The sequence below is a fragment of the Amphritea japonica ATCC BAA-1530 genome (assembly GCF_016592435.1).
GTDB lineage: Bacteria > Pseudomonadota > Gammaproteobacteria > Pseudomonadales > Balneatricaceae > Amphritea > Amphritea japonica.
This window is the reverse complement of record NZ_AP014545.1, coordinates 2,427,825-2,446,100: the sequence shown is the minus strand read 5'-3', so window position 1 is coordinate 2,446,100 and position 18,276 is coordinate 2,427,825. Positions and strand designations below refer to the sequence as shown.

Annotated in this window: 10 protein-coding genes; all 10 read right to left on the bottom strand. The window is 46.1% G+C overall.

Annotated features, from left to right (window positions below):
• Window positions 1–5: 5 nt before the first annotated feature.
• On the bottom strand, window positions 6–602 hold the full coding sequence (locus AMJAP_RS11390; RefSeq protein ID WP_019620438.1) for a hypothetical protein: 597 nt from the start codon (window positions 600–602) through the stop codon (window positions 6–8).
• Window positions 599–1,186 carry a type II secretion system protein GspM gene (gene gspM / locus AMJAP_RS11385; protein ID WP_019620439.1) on the bottom strand — a complete coding sequence of 196 codons (588 nt, stop codon included), beginning with the start codon at window positions 1,184–1,186 and terminating at the stop codon, window positions 599–601. The genes AMJAP_RS11390 and gspM overlap by 4 nt, the downstream gene beginning before the upstream one ends.
• Window positions 1,173–2,282 (bottom strand): PilN domain-containing protein, encoded by a 1,110-nt coding sequence (locus AMJAP_RS11380; protein WP_019620440.1) that lies wholly within the window; start codon window positions 2,280–2,282, stop codon window positions 1,173–1,175. The genes gspM and AMJAP_RS11380 overlap by 14 nt, the downstream gene beginning before the upstream one ends.
• 69 nt (window positions 2,283–2,351) lie before the next feature.
• Window positions 2,352–4,451, bottom strand: coding sequence for a S8 family serine peptidase (locus AMJAP_RS11375; RefSeq protein ID WP_019620441.1), 2,100 nt, complete (start codon window positions 4,449–4,451; stop codon window positions 2,352–2,354).
• A gap of 87 nt (window positions 4,452–4,538) precedes the next feature.
• A complete protein-coding gene (locus AMJAP_RS11370) occupies window positions 4,539–4,928 on the bottom strand; it encodes a hypothetical protein (protein WP_201356375.1) in 390 nt (129 codons plus the stop codon).
• Window positions 4,929–5,259: 331 nt separating this feature from the next.
• A complete protein-coding gene (locus AMJAP_RS11365; RefSeq protein ID WP_169336933.1) occupies window positions 5,260–7,488 on the bottom strand; it encodes an Ig-like domain-containing protein in 2,229 nt (742 codons plus the stop codon).
• A gap of 247 nt (window positions 7,489–7,735) precedes the next feature.
• Window positions 7,736–9,094 carry a multicopper oxidase domain-containing protein gene (locus AMJAP_RS11360; RefSeq protein ID WP_019620444.1) on the bottom strand — a complete coding sequence of 453 codons (1,359 nt, stop codon included), beginning with the start codon at window positions 9,092–9,094 and terminating at the stop codon, window positions 7,736–7,738.
• A gap of 24 nt (window positions 9,095–9,118) precedes the next feature.
• Entirely contained in the window at window positions 9,119–10,417 is a 1,299-nt protein-coding gene (locus tag AMJAP_RS11355; RefSeq protein WP_019620445.1) for a multicopper oxidase domain-containing protein, read from the bottom strand.
• A gap of 70 nt (window positions 10,418–10,487) precedes the next feature.
• On the bottom strand, window positions 10,488–16,406 hold the full coding sequence (locus tag AMJAP_RS11350; protein WP_019620446.1) for a right-handed parallel beta-helix repeat-containing protein: 5,919 nt from the start codon (window positions 16,404–16,406) through the stop codon (window positions 10,488–10,490).
• Window positions 16,407–16,693: 287 nt separating this feature from the next.
• The gene (locus AMJAP_RS11345) at window positions 16,694–18,211 is read right to left on the bottom strand and encodes a c-type cytochrome (RefSeq protein WP_019620447.1); all 1,518 of its coding nucleotides are present in this window, start codon (window positions 18,209–18,211) and stop codon (window positions 16,694–16,696) included.
• Window positions 18,212–18,276 lie beyond the last annotated feature (65 nt).

The following is an 18,276-nucleotide window of genomic DNA, read 5'->3' as shown; positions in this document are numbered from 1 at the left end:
TCCTGCTACTGGTTATCCAATGGACGAACGACTTTTCCATACTGGCTTCTATTGATGAAAAGTGATGACGATTTAGTACTTCGCTGTGATCGTTTTGATGCCGGTGCGGAGGGTTTAATGAGTTGCATCTCAATTTCACGCCCGTCATTGCTAAACATTACGCTGTCAGGAGTGATTTCGTCCAGTGTCCAGCCGCTCAGTTTCATCCCGTTCTTTAAAGATTCGTGATTTTTTTTACCAATAGCACTGAAGAGCGCCATATTTTCGTCACCGTTAAGAATAATCCCGGTGAGAATCCAGTCTTGCTCTGGTGTCCGATCAGGCCTGCGAGTAGCGGTCATGGCCGTGCTTATTTCCTGAGGCTTGCGGGTAGAATAAAACAAAGGGCGCTCACTGATCTCGTCAAATTGTTCTATCTGCTGTTGTGCTTCCTGCAATGATGGTAGTTCGGGAAGAAGAGAAAGTGTTGATTGTTCACTCATAGCAGCAGACTCTGGGTTTGAAGCAGGGATTAACAATTGCACTAACAGAATTGTGATCAGGAGTGCCATCACTGTCAGTTGTATCAGGGTTAATCGAGTCAGGTAGCGTACGTTTTTCATAACGAATCCCTGCCAGTACTGTAGCCGGTAAGATTAAACCTGATATCCAAAGGGGGTAATACTTGCCTACGAGCGTAGCTGGAATTTCTAATGGGGGTGGAGCTTATGCTGAGATTTTCAATGTACAGCCCAGGTTTACTGGTTTCCAGCGCAAATAAAAGCTCTTTTAGTTGATCAATACCCGCTTTGAAATGAACTTTTAGCGTAATGCTACGGAGCAATTGTTCTTTGTTTGAGGACGAAGGAAGGCCTTGAGTACTGACAATCTGGCCCCCACTACCAGCGACAAGTTGTTTCAGATGTTGCTGTAATTTAGCGGATACCACGGAACGGGTTTCGCCTTCCAGGAAGTAAGCTTTTAATGGTGAGTCCTGTTTGACTTGTAGTAACAGATTTTCCTCATGTGGCCGACTGTCATTTAAGCGCTGATAGCGCTGCAATTGAAATGTCAGGCTGTCAATCTGATCATTAGCCTGCTGATATTGGCTCACGGTAGGACTAACCACAAGGAGGTAAAGAAGAATAAGGACTGCTATGAGTATGCCCAGAGCAAGGTTGCGCTGTTGTTGATTATTCAACTGCATCTGCTGTCCTCCCAAGCTGTTGTGCCGATATCATAAAGCGCTCTTTTCCTGACCGGGGGTTCTGTGTAACTGGCGAGAAAAAGCTTACATCGGTCAGTTGTCCTGAGTTTTGTAACAGCGCAATGAGAGCTGATGCATTATCGGCTTCACCCTGAATTCGAAGAGACTGTCCTTGCATTGAAATTTTATTAAGCCAGACGTTATCAGGCAATAATCGGGTTAGCTCAGCAATGAGAGTAATCGTAGAGTTTTGTTGTTGTTTTAGTTCTACATAGTTTTGTTGTTGCTTAAAAAGTGATTGCCGTTCATCCCGGATCTGGAATACCTGTTCAGCCTGACTGCGAAGTAGACTGATCTCGGTGTTGAGATGTTTTATCTGGGATTGCTTTTCTATCAGAGGGAGGGCTATGACAGAAAAAAGTATGAGTAGATTGATACATACGAGGCTTAACTGAAAACGTTGATAGCGAGTCTTAATAGAAACTTCATCTGATTCAGGCAGAAAGTTAAAGTGACTGTTATGTAGTGTAAGAAGCTTTTGCGGAATTATCCTGTCAGGTTTAATTCCCAGCAGATTCAATTGTTCCAGAGTCGTCTTTAACTGTTCTTTAGGTGTTAGGTAGAGTTCAATATTGCATTGTTCCGTACCTGATATATCTGTTATGGCTCCGATATCAAAGTAAACCTGATCGGGTTTAAACGGCGTGACTCTATCCATTTCAAAACGAACGACATTATCGACGTAGTCTCGAGCACTTCGAGGTACAGTGAGGCTTGTCTGAAGAGTCATTTCAGAGGGGAGGGCTAATGTCGCATGCTGGGCTTTGGCTAGAAGAGGCTTCAGTGGTTCAGGAAGGGTTGCTACGTCCCAAGGGGGTTCCAGAATCCAGCGTTGGTTTGCAGCATTGATGGTAAGTTGTTTGCTTTGAAGTTCTACAATCAGACGAAGGCTATCTTGCTGCCAGCGGGATCTTATCTTGTCAGGTAACAACAAGATAAGCTGGTTAAACCACCAACTCAGCGCTGTGGTTAGTGTTGAGAGTGCACCACTAAGCTGCGAAGAGAGTGGAGCAGATGTTGAGCTGTTTGTAGCCATCAGCTGGTAACCCCCCGGTTTTCAGCATCATAATTAGGTAACTGATTTCCTGTCAGTGACCTTCGATTCTTATTTTACACGTATTACAACTCTTGCCGAATTAGAGCGCTTATGTTCTTTATCCCAGACTCGATAGCGAAAAAACTCATACCCGTGAAAACCCTCTGCGGGAGTATAAGCGATAGTTCCGTTGCTATTGACCTTTATGCTACCGCCTTTATTAAGTCGTCGAACAATTTTAACACTCGAGGAGTTAATATTATCATCTGCATCTTGATCGTTGGAAAGTATATCCAATATTGAAGTCACGTTTTTTTGTGTCTCAAACATATCATTTACAGCGAAAGGTGCAGAGTTTTCTTTATCTTCTTTATCTTCTTTATCTTCTTTATCTTCTTTATCTTCTTTATCTTCTTTATCTTCGTCAGAGCGGATAGTCAGGGTCACTGTTATCATTTCACTATAATCTATACCGTCACTTACCATGTAGACAAATGTGTCAGTCTGGGCATCCCTCTTGTGCTTATAGACAAAGCTGCCATTGCTGTTCAGGCGCAGGCGTCCTTTGCTCGGTGGAGAAATGAGATGGGCAGTTATAATATCCTGATCTGCATCGGTATCGTTTTCGAGCACCCCATCGCGTGCTAACACTCGAAATTTTGAGTACTCTTTGACGGTGTAGTGGTCACTGGCTCCTATGGGAGGAGCGTTCGAAGGACCGGTTAACTCTATTAGCCTTGTGTAAGCAGCCTGAGCATCCACCAGACCATAACCCGTATTACCGTCAGGTCCGGGAGCGTCGATATCAGAAGCTGTTTCATTTATAGCCTGTTCAAGCTGTAGAACTGTTGCATTAGGTACAGCACCCTTTAGTAGCGCCATTACGCCTGATACATGAGCGACCGCAAAAGAGCTTCCACCGACCCATTCAGTGTATGGCTGACCGCTTCCATATGACATTCCCGTCGTTTGAACATCAATACCCGGAGCCGCAACTGTAGGGAATACCGCACTTAAATCGCAAGGGGATGGGCCTCTGCTACTGCTACGGGCAACAGTCAGGCTTCCATCGGGGTTATGTTGAAGAGCGCCGACCGACATGATGCCGGGAAGGTTAGCTGGACTGAGGCTACTATTGCTATAAGGGCCTGAGTTGCCTGCAGAGAATGTCACCGCTATGCCTGAATCTTTTAAGGCCTGAATATCAGCCTGGAATTCTGTCTGGCAGGTCCCCACTGTTCCTATCAGCCCCCATGAATTATTAACTATATCGGGCGCATCATCGGTTGATGGATCTCCGTCAGGATCAAGTGCCCACTGTAAACCAGCATGCAAGTCACTCAACGCCCCATAGCCCGTGCGATCAAAAACCCGGGCTGCAATCCATTGGGCATTAGGTGCCATTCCCACTGCAGTACCAGAGCTATCCCCGCCGAGAATTAATCCTGTAACGTTAGTGCCGTGGCCAAATCCATCGATTGGAGCAGTGCTGGTGCTGTGCATATCAAGCCAATCATTGCTACCACCCCGAAACCGGCTTGCAAGATCCGGGTGCTCTCCATCAACTCCTGTATCAATCACAGCTATAACGATATTTTCTCCGGTAATACCCTGGCTCCAAAGTGAGGGGACATTGATGCTTTCGATGTTCCATTCTGGTGCTGAAGGAGGAGTATACGCCTGACCAGGTGCTGCTGTTTTCAGGTCTGCTCTCAAAGATGAAATCTGAGGGAGCTGAGATAGCGCTTCTACCATATAAGCTGGCAGAGTAAGAGCAATTGAATTGATTAGCCATAAATCTTTGATCTGGCCTTGAGCTGAGAAATCTAGTAGTGGGTTGAGGTCTTTTCGGGCGAACCTTAGCTGTTTACGTAACGACTGTATAACTCTGGAACGTAATAACTTACGTAATTTTTTTCGTTCTTTTTTAGTGAGACTGTTATCTGCTTTTAATTGTTGTCTTATTGATTTTCTTAACTGACGAAGCGTAGCTTGATTCGTGGTTAGCTCATTGAACTGCAAGATAACAGCAACCGGATCGAAGCTACCGGTTGCATCCAGTTGCGCTTGTAGTTCATCTGAAATAACTGCTGCACCGCTGAACGTAGGTAATAGCAGTGTTGCAGAAAAAAAAGCAGGGATTAGTATTGGCTTAAAAAGTCTATTCATGCCGATGACTCCAGGTTCAGCTGTTGCTAACTTTTAGACCCGTTATCTCAAGTTTTCCAATTTGTACACTGACTTTATCTCCTGGTTTTACCTGGCGGCCAGGGTTAGCAAAAAAATAAAGTAATTGGTGTCGGCTCGGGGCTCTCGAGATGATTGGCGTAAGGGCCCTATTTTTGATGGAGCGGGTACCTGCAAATGGTTACCTGTACTGGAAACAATTAATTGAGGCTTTATCGACCGATTGAGAATCTGCTTAGCTTTAACTGGATCAAGGACTTTATAGCGAAAATCCAGCATGTATCCGGCGGCAGATTGGCGAAGAGACATTACTTTTATGCCCCATTGTTGCTCTAGTTTATCCTGCTCTTTTGCAGATAAAATTTCTGAGGCAGTAGCTGTTTGTAATATTGGTAGAGCAAAGCAAAACAGTATGATTTTGTACCAATGACGCGCTTGTATCTGGAAAAAACAGTTCATCGTTTTTTCTCCCCCGTTCGTTATTCTTATACTGTCTCTAATTCCATTACAGACAGCTATGATAAATACAAGCAATTTACAGGCCGAAGTTGCTGATAATGATATTTAGTTCTTTTAAAACAATTAGTTATGTGTGTTTGTTTTTAGAGACACAAGGTGTGTTGGTTTGATTGTTATCTACTCCTCTCACTTGCGATGGAAGAAGAAGGCTCTTTTTGTTAATTCTGAGAATAGAAAGCTGGCAGAGGATTATTGAAAATAAAAAAAGGGGAGCCCTGAGGCTCCCCTTTAGCAAACAGTTATCCTACCCTGGACTCTGCTTGCTGGGGGGTTAGGGGTTGGTTACGTTAATACGTACTTTTCCTCCAAAACCAGATATTAAACCAAATTCATCCATTACTTTGTATTTGAATATATCTGTACCTACAAAGTTAATAGGAGGCGTGTAGGTAATCCTATAAGTAATTGGATCAATAACGACTGTTCCACCTTGAGTTGGTTCTAATCTGATGTGAAGTGTTGATGGATCGATAGCCCCTGTGTTATCTGTATCGTTAGCGAGTACATCGATTTCAAGTGCTGTGTTTATATCAGTAGATACCCAGTCATTGTAGGTTAATGGTGCTTCATTAACTGGCTCAGGACTAGTCTCGACATTGATAGTAATTGTTCCCTGAGTAACGCCTCCGTAGCTGTCATCAGAATTATATGTTGCGGTATCGGTTCCTCCTGTAATTGCCGGTGGAGTATAGCTAAAGCTACCATCGGCAGCGATTACAATTTCGCCCCCCAATGTAGTGGTAACTGTGCCAGCTTGAGCAGAAAGAGAGTTCATGTCCGGATCAGTATCATTAGCCAAGACGCCTGGAGCTGCAATAACTAGCGTTGCATTTAACCTGAGATCTAAGCTGTAAGCATCATCTCCATTAGTTGGTGCACTATTAACGTAGGGTAAACCACTGCTCCAGCTCATAGCTGAAATATCAGAATAGAAAGGAAATCCTCCAATTTCAGTCATATCCATACGGGTTTCCAGCAAGCCTGTAGTATTATTCAGGCCGAAGCTACCACTGTATAGCACTATGTCTTCATCATTAGTACTGGGGAGACCGGCCAACGGATTGACATTTCCGACGATACTGAATAATAGCTGGTTGGCATCCGGATGTGCCAACGCATCAATATCTGCAGCATTTATAGTGAAATCACTACTCAGGTCACTACCGTCAAACATCATTCCCCAGGTGCGTGTTGCTTGGCTAAAGCGGATCACATCTTCATCTTGAATTCCGCTGAGCCCCGGAACTTTTGCTGACCCTATGGTGGAAATTTGCAGATCGCCATTCACATCAAGACTCAGAGCGTCAATGTTCTCACCTGGTTTTGTAAGACTAAGCTCTTCAGGGGTATAAACTATATTGAATTCATTACCCACATTTAATGGATCGAACATTACAATAGCTGACCCGCCTACAGGGGATAAAATGTTTGGTACAGTTGTGGGAGTACTGAAGGACATGAGCATTCGGCCATCTGAAAATACATGTAATGCATCTATATTTGCAGGAATGCTGGCATTAGAAGCATCTACCAGATTATAGGCAGGGTCAGATCCATCAAATACTAAAGCCCAGTCACCAGTAGCAGGATTAAAGCTGACCACGTCTCGGTTTTCAATACTTAACCCTGCAACAACAGTAGTGTAATTTCTACTCTGATTTGCAAAGGTTGAGAAGTAGTAAATTGGATCTCCGGATGCGGCTGTTCCTGAAACAGTGAATTGATTAACAAGACCTCCTCCTGAAGTGCCTCCGTTAGTTGTATTTAAGCGCCGATCATATAATGACAGCTCTACAGAACCGGGTGGGTTACTTGCTTCACCGAGAGTTAGCAATGCATCCTTGCTTTGGCCTGGGGCTAAGTTTACTGAAGTCTGGCGGCGAGGGTATGGGTATGGATAACCTGATTCTGCTACCAAGTCCATATGCCCTCCTAGCAAGTTGGGAGCATGGGTATCAATGTCCATGTTTATCATGCGGAGTAGCGTTGTGCTACCAGCAAGACCTATATCTTCTGGTGTGCTTCCTGGAGCATAAGGCTCTCCATTAACCATAAAATACTTTGGTTGATAGCGCACGGTGCTGGTCATAGTTCCATTAGGACCGTAATTTCCTGATGCAACGGTGTCATGTAAGACTGGATCAATTGCACTATAGATTAGCACTTTGTCTTGGTCATAGGTGACGCCTGGGTAGGCTTCACCGTTCGCTTCGTTCTTAACAACGGCGCCATATAATCCCATCTGTACTTGAATCTGAACATGCGTGCCAGACTGATAAGCATAAGTACCAGCTTTAATATTGTTCCATGTATAAGTGCCGGTACCTCCACCTGATGGAGTTTCTGAGACAAAAGATCTGACACGAGTTCGTCCCTGACCGTCGATAAAGGTACCTGGAGTTCCTCCGATATCAGGGAGTCCCTGTCCTGGTATCATGATAGATGTCGTATCTGATGGCAGAGTGTTTCGCAGGTTGACCGTCAGCGTCGAATCACCCACGGGTACATCCAGTTGAGGGCCTGGAACTGTGGCGTTACAGCTGCCTGATCCCACTGGATCCAGTCCATACCCCCACATCTGAATAACACCTTCGGGTAATATGATTTTAGTTGTTGGACCTACGCATAGGTCGTATGTTGCCGCTTGAATCGATCCAGATGTCAGCATCAGGGATCCGATTAGCAAAGCGGAGTGTCTCAAGGTATTCATAGTAAGACTCCTTTTCCTTAATTCTCTGATGCCAACCCTATGGGATTGGTACGCCGTGAGGTTCAATGATAAGCATGGTCATCATGCCGCCTGGGAATATATCGTTATTGACCAGCTCTTTCTCTGTGTGGGAGTGCCACATAAAGAACAGACCGCCATTGAGGTTTAAGCCACCCTCACCCGGAGGGAGTGATTCCATCGCGCCCAGGAACGGACTACCGCTATAAAAACCACCAAAAGTCAGATCAAGGTTTTCGGGCAGATCAACAGGTACAGGTACATTATGGAATCTGCAATCTTCAAAGGTTACAGGGTCAGTAGAATCTGATCGAGTAGCCAGACCATTACATAGTTCACCGCCAGCTTCAGTGTGACCATATATGTCCCAACCCATGTTTTTACCAGTCCATTCGAAGAGCGCATCATAGGTTGCTCCTGGCAGAACTTGTTGAGTGTAGTCACTGAATGCGAGGTCCGCACCTACTGTCTCTACGTTTGCTGGATCACTGGTGAGGACATGACCGTCGCGGGCAATCTGTAGAAAGTGGTTGCCATGGGTGTGCAGTGGATGCATATCGTGTCCCGCACCGATAATTCGTAACAGAACTTTCTCCCCCGGGTGCATTCTGGTTAGCGAGCCGTAGGGTTGATGTGGCATCCAGCCGACATTGTTATCGAACAGGGTATCAGGACCATTTCGACCATTCATAAACCAGAGAACGGCGTCATAGTTACTCGTATCCGGGGTTAAGCCGAAGTCGACCGCCTGATGAATAGAAGGGTCCATTTCTGTCAGGAAGTAAAGATACTCATGGTCGTATGCTGAGTCAGATGTATTATATGCCTGACTATCTGGATTGATAGCAGGGCGAACGATCATTGCTCCTGTAAGCCCCATCTCAGTCTGCAGATCTGGATTAGAACCGCTGTTATAAAGGTAAGTTCCTGGCTTACTGGCAGTGAAGCTGTAAGTAACGGTTTCACCAATACTGGCCTCCTCCGTCAGTACAACCCGGTCAGTCGTTCCGTCTATATTAAGATCAGTGGAAACGACGGCTGCTACATTTTCCTGACCTGGAAATACCATCGATACAGGTTCACCTATATTGAGGTTGGTCAGGTTAATCGTTACCGCATCACCTTCATGAACTATGATAGTGGGTCCAGGGTATTGCACCTCTGAAGATGCATTATCCATATCCCCATAGGCCCAGATTAACAGACTGTCTCCATCGGGTGTATTTATTGCTGCTGAACCGGCTTCGAGGTTAAACGTTTTCTGGTGGCCATCGGTGGTAGTGCCTTCGATGCCTATTATCTCTGCCTGCACCGTCCAACTGGCTGCCGAGAATGCCAGCGCGCTGGTGAGTGCGGCAAAGCTGTGTAAAAGTTTCATGATAATTCTCCTTCACTGCTCAAATCAGATAGCTGGATTTACTATGATTTCAGTCATCATTCCGCCAAAATCTTCATCGCCGTTGCTCAGGTAGTTAAGGTTACCGGTATAGAGGTAATATTTACCAGCGGCGACATCAGCAGTATCAAGCATTACGTCAAGCGCCTCACCACCACCTAGAGTGACTGATTGAGTTTTGTAGTAGAGTTTCTTACCACTCGGTCCGACGTGCTGTTTAGCTCCTACTCCGACTACCTCCATTGGAATACCTAGAGTGTTTATCGAGTAAAAGCGGGTTACATTCAGGTTTGATATTCTTAACAGAATCTTCTCTCCCTGAGTTGCTTCGATATGAGTATCTACTGGCTGGGTTTGCCTACCTTGTTTGAATGGAATGCCGGGGTCCAGGTGTGTGTCTACTGAAGGTAATGCGCCTGCTATAACCGTATCCGGATAACCGCGACCATTCAGCATTGGGTAGTTATCAGCCATCTCTGCAAAGGGCAGCGGTTGAACTGACTCACTGGCATCATGAAAAGCAGAGTCAAATGAGCCTAGTTGTATTGGCACTTCAACATCATAGCCGGTAGACCCATCACCGTCGTTGTAGACAAACCTGTCAAAAGTACGTCCTGACGTCAGGGGGTATTCAAAGGTAGTGCCATTTTGAGCTGGGTGGATATATAAATTACCCAGCATGCCCATCTGCATGTGCTCAGTTGCCTCAACATGACAGTGATACATATAGGTACCGGGATCCTGAATATTGTAGTAGTAGGTTATGCTGGCACCCATGTTGATCGATACAGCGGTATCTGGCAGCCCGTCAAATATTGATGAAGCATTAGGATAGCCGTGAAAGTGAACGGTATGAGGGTCAAAAAGGTCAGGTCTCATCACCATACCTGTATTAGATAAAGTAAGGTAAAACTCTTCACCCTGTTGAAGTTCTATATTAGGCGCGGGGAACTCCGCGGATAATACGCCCTCAAGCATTATTTGATCATCGGGTGTACCGGTGAGATCGCCAAAGCCAAACATATAGAGTGGGCGGGGGGTATCGTCAGCCATTTGTATATAACCGTCTCCTCCGGTCAAATGCATACATTTAGCAGTGTTCACTTCACCAGGATCTAAAGTGTCACCATCACCATTAAGATCGTGAGTAACAATTGAAGATTCACCAATATCAGTGTTATCACCATCACCATTAAGGTCGCCTGGGCACTGAGAATAGACGGTAGCGTTTGCTAAACCGGCGCAGCTTAATATCGCACCGGCAATAACAGCTCTGACCATCAGGCTTACTGTGTTCTTGTTCATGGTTTCGCTCCTTAAACTTTTGAGCTGATACCTGTCAGGGTGCGGTCAGCAGGGCTGACCGCACTGACTGTTATCGTTGCAGTGGGATGTTTTTAAGCACACGATTACCGATGCGCACGCTTACTTTAGTAATACCTGTAGGATCAGTTCCCTGGTTAACATGGTAGAACCAGCGACCATTAACACCTGTTAAATTCCACTGTGCAAATGGGGCACCAGATGCGGTTCCGTTTAGGTAGAGACGAACTGAGGTTCCTTTCGGGAAAGTAGAATAGCCATTAATGCGCCACCTATGATCCCCATTCGTCTCTGTACGGGCCAACGCCTTCATAACTGAGATGTCTTTTGTTAGCGTCACTGTTGCTGTGTTGGTTAATGGGCTTGCAGTGTCTTTGTACTGGAAACTGAACTGGCCAACTGATCCGGCGCCTGTCGGTGTGCGGAAAGCAAACTGATTGGCGTTCAAATCATTCCAGCTAAGTACCCCACCACCGGTTTCGCTACCAACAACAGGTACCGTAGTAGTCCAGCCTAAATGGTTAATATCATTAAGTAACAGATTATTGATATTCAGTACAAATGCCTGTAGATCACTTGTGCTTGGCCCAGCAAAGGCAACTCTACGGGAATCGTCTACTGCAACCGGTATAGCTCCAAGAGCCAGTTCTTCTGCACCTATTTCAGCACCGGCACCGTAGAATCGGGAAGTGCCAAAGAAGTCAGCGGCTAGACTTGCATTGCCTGTCAGAATATCTGATTGCCCATTATCAATAGCCTTGTTTGTTGGGTCGTTAGCCAACCGGTAGCTACCGATAAGAACTGGATCAAGAGTTAGCGGGCCGAATCGGACATCGATAAAGTTACCACCTTCATCAAGTGCAGCTGCAACATTGAAGGCCCCTAGTCCTTCTTCAAGAATCAAGGTCTGACCGGGTTGACCGTTTGGTAATGGGTTTGTAAATATTACATGGCCTAGTCCTGCAACCTTATTTGCATTCATAGGATCAGCTGTATATACAGCATTTTCAGTCGTTTTAGTCAGAAGAGAGTTCCGAGGACTAAGGCTCAGAGCCTGATTGTCAACTACAGAGATATCACTATAAATCGGACTTTCACCGTTTGAGATATCAGGTGTCAGAGCAAACTTTTGCGGTATGGCAAGACTATCGATTACCCAAGAGAAACTGCGGTTACGATAAATAATGTTGTTTACCAATTCCGGATCAGAGTGAGTCTGACCAGATATTGATTCCAGACCGGCACTATGGATACGGGAAGCAATACCGGCACCCGGTTGAGGTGCAGAATTGTCAGAACCAGTATTAAAAGTTGCAGCAACAGTAGAAGTACTGTCGTTATAAGCGATAGTGTTGTGCACCATGCTAACAGCGCTAGCATCACGAAGTGCTACACCGCCACCATCACGACCAGCAACGTTGTTGACAATAATATTGTCATACAGTGCGATACTGTGCCATAGGCTGCTGGTCAGGGGAGCTGCCGTAACATCGGCACCATTAACAAAGTTAAGGCTGATACCACCACCACTGCCTGCTCCTGCCTGGTTACCCATGATCTTGTTGGTTTCAACTAGAACTGAGCCGGTACCAGGGGTTTGCTGTAGTCCACCGTTGTTGGCTTCAAGACCTTCTTTACCACCGATAAATATACCACCGCCGTTTACTTCCAGTCCCTGATTAAAGGACTGGTTGTAAGCAATAGTATTATCAGCGATCAGACCATTATTACTTAGCCCAAGGTGACCAATACCAGCACCATTACCCTGAGTGAAGTTACCACAGATCAGGTTGTTAGTGATTTGGTAGTTATCACTACCGGTGTAGAGTGCAACACCGCCACCGGCGCCACCGTTACCACCATTTTTGACGATCTTGTTATTGTGGATATTGAGGTTGTTATTCTCGCTATCGACATTAATTTGATCCCCATTAACTAGGTTAGTTAATGTTGGATAACCGGAGCGAATACCGCCACCGAAGCTACCCGCATTACTGTAGATGTCGTTGTTACTGATTTCCAGATTGTCAACGTAACCACCAACCAGGATACCACCACCTTGTACTGCACCGGTGATGGCAATACCATCGATACGGGAAGTAGCAGTAGCAAACTCACCGATATTACCTACGACAAAGATACCTGGACCTTCTTCGCTGCCGAAGATTGGTAACTGGCCCGCTGCATTAGCGCCACCGAGTACCTGACCTGGAAGAAGGTCGTATTCTGTACCTGCGGTGTCGTAAATTCGGTTACGCCAGGCTTCAACCTTAGAGGTTGGAGAGCGAACGGCATTAATTGAAGTTGATGCTGCCCCAAAACCTTGCAAGCGAACCGGCTTATGCATAATAACCAGTTCGTGGTAAGCGCCGGGTGATACTAAAATCAGATCACCAGCCGTAGCTGCATCTATTGCATCCTGAATAGGAGTATCGGTCAGATTATTGGATGGAGTTACAATCGCAACAGTTTCAGCTGCGCCAATAATATTTAGCGTTACACCATTGGGTGCTTTTTCTCCTGTAGCACTAATAACTTCCAGCTGTCCGGTAGTTGCAGTTAGCGGAACAGTAAAGGTAATAGTGTCTTCGCTCCAGGTTGATACAGCGCCACTTGCAATGGTGTTAATATCGACACCGCCCAGAGTAACCGTACCTTCAACTGCCCCAAAACTGTAATCACGGAAGATTGTTTTAGGGGTAGCGCTTGTGCCATCGTACTCAGGATTTGCAACTTCAACCGCGTTACCCAAAGAGGTGATAGTGATAGTCTCTTCAGTACCTACAACTGCTGCAGGTCCGCCGGTCACACTGCTATTTACGCTGAATATCCCAGGCGTTGTGGTAGGTAGTTCACAGTCAAGTGCGAACTGATCAGGCCCTGCAAAAGCAGACACCGGTACCACGGGTGTATCAAGGTAGGTAGTTGAGCCAGGCGCATATTGGAACGTATAACAGAACTGGCTGTATTGGGGGTTATGGAATGGATCTTTCTCCAGTTTACCGTTTACCAGTTTAGGGCTGGCATCATTCATACATGCGCTTAGCATGTTAGGTGACAGGCCCGTAGGTATAGGTAGGTTTACAGTAAAACTGGAAGGAACCAATGCGTTAAACTTACCCCATTCGTCAGAGTAGGTACGCAATACTTCACGACCAGTCCAGTCTCGGAAAGAAACAGGTAGCCATGGTGGTGCATACTTTTCGCCGAAGTTAGGAGAGTTTGGATCAAACTCATTTGCGGTATCATCTAAAATACCACCGACTACATGGGCTGCAATAGGCACGTCGGTGAACATGAAGAAGTCTGCTGCCGCGTTTTTACCTGTGCCGAGCAGTACAATCTTACGATCACACAACGGACGAATCTGACCTGCAAAAGGCGCCTCATCAGCTGTTAGACTCCCGTCTAGAGGATCCCCATTTTCATCGGTCATGTAACTCATGAAAGGAGGTACTAAATGTTCGTCACCCACACATTCTGGTGGTAGTTGCAGTGGTGATGGAACATAAGCGTCTCCATAGTCGACGTTACGGTCTTCCTCTTTAAGTAGCTCGTATCCTTCTGGCATTACGGATTCTACAATATAAACGCCGGTTGCTATGTCATTAAATGCATATCCACCATCGAATAGACCGTTGGTGACTTGGTTGAAGTTTCGCAGGCCGTCGTGGCAATCTGTGGTGAAAGCGTCAGGGGCGCCTAGTTCTGCATGTACAGTATACGTTTCTCCCTGACATGCATTAGGGTTGGCATCATCCCAGCTATCGGTCCAGGTTACCTGGATAGCATCACCGTTATCGAATACGCCAGTTGTATATCCTGCACCATCGGCAGGACCCTGGTCGGTATCCTCAGGCCCGGGGAAGTTTCCTAGTGGATGTCGGTCGACGTCAGGTTTTCTATGAAGAGAAACCCCATTAATCACATCAACATTTACATTACCTCCGCCAGGGAGCTGGCTGTCGATAATTCCATCATTGAGGGAATCTTTGTACAGATTTAACTGAACTCTTGGAATACCTGGTTCCCATTCTTCAGCGGCAGCATAGCGAGGATCATTCTCTGCCCGTGTAATTGCGTATAAAACGAGTCCTGAAATACCACCATTTTCACCATCAGGGTAGTGCTGTTTACCAAACTCAATGCGGTTAGTCTGACCAAGGAAGCTCTGTACTCCTAATGTCAGTACTTGTCCCTGAAGAGTCGTTGACAGGTTATTGCCAGTATGAGGGTTAACTGCTGCATCACCTGCTGTAGCGCCAACACAGGCGGCATCACCAGCATCAACGGCATTATCGATTCGAGCTTGTGTACAAAACTGGGGTTGTGGGGTTAACGTATCGAACGTTGGATCATCCCAGCCTGCATCAGCACGTACTTCTCCTCCGTTATCAACTACGTAAGTTGCACCAGTAGCTTTTAATGTTGCGAAATCTACCTCAGCAACCAACCAGTGAAAGAACGGGAACACTTCGTCGAAGGGTGCTTCACCTTCAGTATCAACAGCGAAAGATTGATACACCGTACCATTACGGAAGCGTAAGTTGACGGCAGTAGAGTCGGCGCCCATAGGGCCTTCGTTCGGATCGCGGAAACCATCTCCGTCAAGATCGTTGAATACACTGGAGCTGAACTTTGTAAACCAGTTAAAGACTGGGATTTCAGCCACATCTACGATGGCATTTGGCGTGCCAGGAACTGTTACTGTTTGATATCCAAGAACGATATCCAGGTTATCGTCCCAGATAGCCAGTTCGTATGTGCCTGGAGGCACGTTGGTGAAACTGAAGTTGCTGTCTTCATCACAAGGCTGGGCTTCAATTGCAGGCAATCCACCTGCCTGGTTTAGGCCTACCCAGCATCCAGGGAATGGCTCACCGTTATAGAAGGCCAGTTCCGGTGGTCGGGACATATGGTTATTGACAACTTGTCCTGTGATTGTGGCACTACCGAAGTTATCTGTTTTAAATGCAGTGTCTTCAAAGGCTTTCTGGAAGCCAGTAAAGACATGGAAGCCGGGAGGCCCAAATTCGGTGAAATAAGATGGTTCATTTGCCATTACCCAGGCGTCAATGACTTTACTGCCTTCAATGGTACCGGTCTGTAACCAGCCTCCGCCAGTAGGAGGGACCACAATAACGCCGTACTTAGCTGGAGCAAGGTTTTTGATCAGTACGCTACCATCAGCTGCGGGTTGTATGACACCGTTGCCCGGAACGAGAACAACTGGAGCTCCATCAACGAGTACCGCGTTACCGTCGATATCGTACTCATACTCAGTGCCCAAGAGGTTGCCAAAAGCATCCTGAGTCACTGCGCCGCCGGTTGCGCCATAACGACCACCAGCTTCTTCAAGCAAAATCCGGAATTGAGTGGGATCAAATTCACCGCCATCAGGGTCGTTAATTCGCCCCTGGTTAACGCTGATAGCTGGGTCTTCTTCTGGCAGATCAGGAGCACCGTTAATCGGGCTAAAATCTTCAAAGACTAAAATAGAAATTTGAGCCGTTGGCAGAGGGAGTGGGTTAACGATTACATCAACGCTTGTCACACCGGCCTTAATTTCTGCACCACCGATGGTGTAGCCAGTATGAGGTGTAACGCTGATGTAATAACGTTTAGATGCATCCAGATCAGGTGATACAACTGGATTGATATTACCTATTGCGGATTCACCTTTGCCAGCGAGAGGCGAGTAACTGCTGTGAAACCCGGTGGATAATGATTTTCCAGTTGGTACTCCTGGTTTGATATCCCAGGTAGTGTCTTCCTCGATAAGCCAGCGGAAACCGTCCACTGGATTTAAGATAGATGGATTTACAGGATCAGGTGTTACCACGTTAATGCTAACTTGCTGAGCCTGTGCTGTTGAAACTGCAAGAACGCTGGCGAAAAGCAGAGAGCAGCCTAACGCTGCCTTGTGTGCTCCATCACCGCATTGTCGCTTTAATTTTGTAAAACAAGACATGGCGTCGAACCCCTCTTGTCGTTCTTTTTTTAGAATCATCGTAATGTCGGCTAGCAAACACATAGTCCCGATACTGCGACGTAAATTAGGTTAGCCTTGATAAATAAGAGAGCAAAAAGTGAACCATGTTGGATGGTTATTTTTAAAATCTATTAAAAACAGTTGGTTAAGGGTATGTGCAGGTATGAAAGCTAAAGTGTTGCTGTTGAGTGACAGTATGGTTCTCTCATTTGAGACACGAAGAGAGAGGGAGATTTATCAACTTTGCAACAGAGCAGTCAGAGAGATCAGAGCTCAGGTACGGCCCAGTATTGGCGAGCGATTTTTGGTGAAACATTGACTTCAGTGAGAGGAATCAGATAGCTGCCTTTGGATGCAAACCGTTGTCCGGGGGCTAAGCTAAGTCTTTGATATACTGAGGTTTCAGGGCTGTTCTCTAACATATGTTCTATACGTTCAATCAGGTAGTCCTGTGAAAAATTACTACGTATATGCATCATAGACTCAGTTAAAACGCTGAGAGCAAGGTAAGTGTTAGATTGGAGTTTATCGTAGGGGGTGACAATTTTCCGGGCATAAATCCAGGCTTTACTACGTATTCTGCGTCCGGAGTCCCCTGGCAGGCTATAGGGGTGGGCTAGCCAGCTTGTTTGACTTAACCTGCCTGGTATCTGGTTAAACCGGCGGTCAAGAAGTGTTGAGGAGAGTATTGTTCTGGATTTTGAAATGTCGATCCCTGTAGGCCAGTGTTTCAGTTCGGCTTCGGTAAGCCATAATACATAAAGATTTCGTGCGCTGTTCTCAAGAATGCGTGTCGGAGTGTTCAGAAGTTCAGAAAAGGCTAATTTCTCAAAAGTGATTCTGTTTTGGAGTTTCGATATCCGTTTTTGTAGTTCCTCAGTTGCAACAGCACCACGAGGATCTTTGCCTGTTATCTGGATAACTTTATCGTATTGCAAATTTTTCTTTAGAAAATGAATTATTCGACGGGCTTCTAAACTCATACCAGCTGAAAAGTAGATGCTGTAATGTCCTGGTTTGCTGGGAGGCAGGTCAGTATCAGGAAAGAGACAGGGTAGTTTTTCTGCTTCGCAGAATGAGCTTATGGGATTCCAGCCCAGATGACTGGTACCACCCACGACTGCAAATACTGGATTGGCGTCATAATATCGCTGTAACTGGGCTTGCCAGGTTGAAGGATCTCCGTTTAGCTCCCAGGTATTAAGTTGCCAGTGGCGATAATTATCGTAATGCCAGTCTTTATGCCAGGGGGAGTATTTTACCCGTCTTACTTCGTGACGGGTTTGGGCGTTTTTTTCTTTAAAAAACTGATTTAGGGTGTTTATCAGGGCTAGTTTCTTCTCTTTTGATGTGCCTTCGGTAACGATGGTTGCTAATTGAAGGTTGTCAGCGCTGACGCCTGGTGGATTGGAGTAATCCAGGGTGCTTAGGTAATCGATCAGTGCATCGGCCTGTGACTGACTAAGCTGATAGCGGGGCATGACTTTACTAAATGTATTCCCATTGGTGCTGATGCCATGAGTGATTGCTGTTCGCAGGCTTTCTCTAGTATAAGCGGGTCGGGTGTAAAAACCTTCGGTGCGTTCAGCGTACAGTTCCCGTTGCTTTACCTCAATTGGAGAAAACAGGGTGGGGCCTGTAATATCGGGTACCTGATAGCCTCCTTCGCTGGTGCCAAGACCACTGTGACGATGGCAGTTTACGCAAGCAAATAGCTCCCCGGATAATGGCTGCCCCTGACTTACGGCTGTTATCGGGCTTCCGTCTTTTGATAAGCCTGTCATAAATAGCGAACGACCCTCCGCTAGTTGAGAATTGACAGGTAGCGTCTCCAGGTGTGCCTGACTTA

What these genes read in the sequence shown, in the direction of transcription:
- AMJAP_RS11370 (WP_201356375.1), bottom strand. Translation starts at nt 4,928, where the DNA reads ATGAACTGTTTTTTCCAGATACAAGCGCGTCATTGGTACAAAATCATA.
- AMJAP_RS11380 (WP_019620440.1), bottom strand. Translation starts at nt 2,282, where the DNA reads ATGGCTACAAACAGCTCAACATCTGCTCCACTCTCTTCGCAGCTTAGT.
- AMJAP_RS11390 (WP_019620438.1), bottom strand. Translation starts at nt 602, where the DNA reads ATGAAAAACGTACGCTACCTGACTCGATTAACCCTGATACAACTGACA.
- AMJAP_RS11375 (WP_019620441.1), bottom strand. Translation starts at nt 4,451, where the DNA reads ATGAATAGACTTTTTAAGCCAATACTAATCCCTGCTTTTTTTTCTGCA.
- gspM (WP_019620439.1), bottom strand. Translation starts at nt 1,186, where the DNA reads ATGCAGTTGAATAATCAACAACAGCGCAACCTTGCTCTGGGCATACTC.
- AMJAP_RS11355 (WP_019620445.1), bottom strand. Translation starts at nt 10,417, where the DNA reads ATGAACAAGAACACAGTAAGCCTGATGGTCAGAGCTGTTATTGCCGGT.
- AMJAP_RS11350 (WP_019620446.1), bottom strand. Translation starts at nt 16,406, where the DNA reads ATGTCTTGTTTTACAAAATTAAAGCGACAATGCGGTGATGGAGCACAC.
- AMJAP_RS11345 (WP_019620447.1), bottom strand. Translation starts at nt 18,211, where the DNA reads ATGACAGGCTTATCAAAAGACGGAAGCCCGATAACAGCCGTAAGTCAG.
- AMJAP_RS11360 (WP_019620444.1), bottom strand. Translation starts at nt 9,094, where the DNA reads ATGAAACTTTTACACAGCTTTGCCGCACTCACCAGCGCGCTGGCATTC.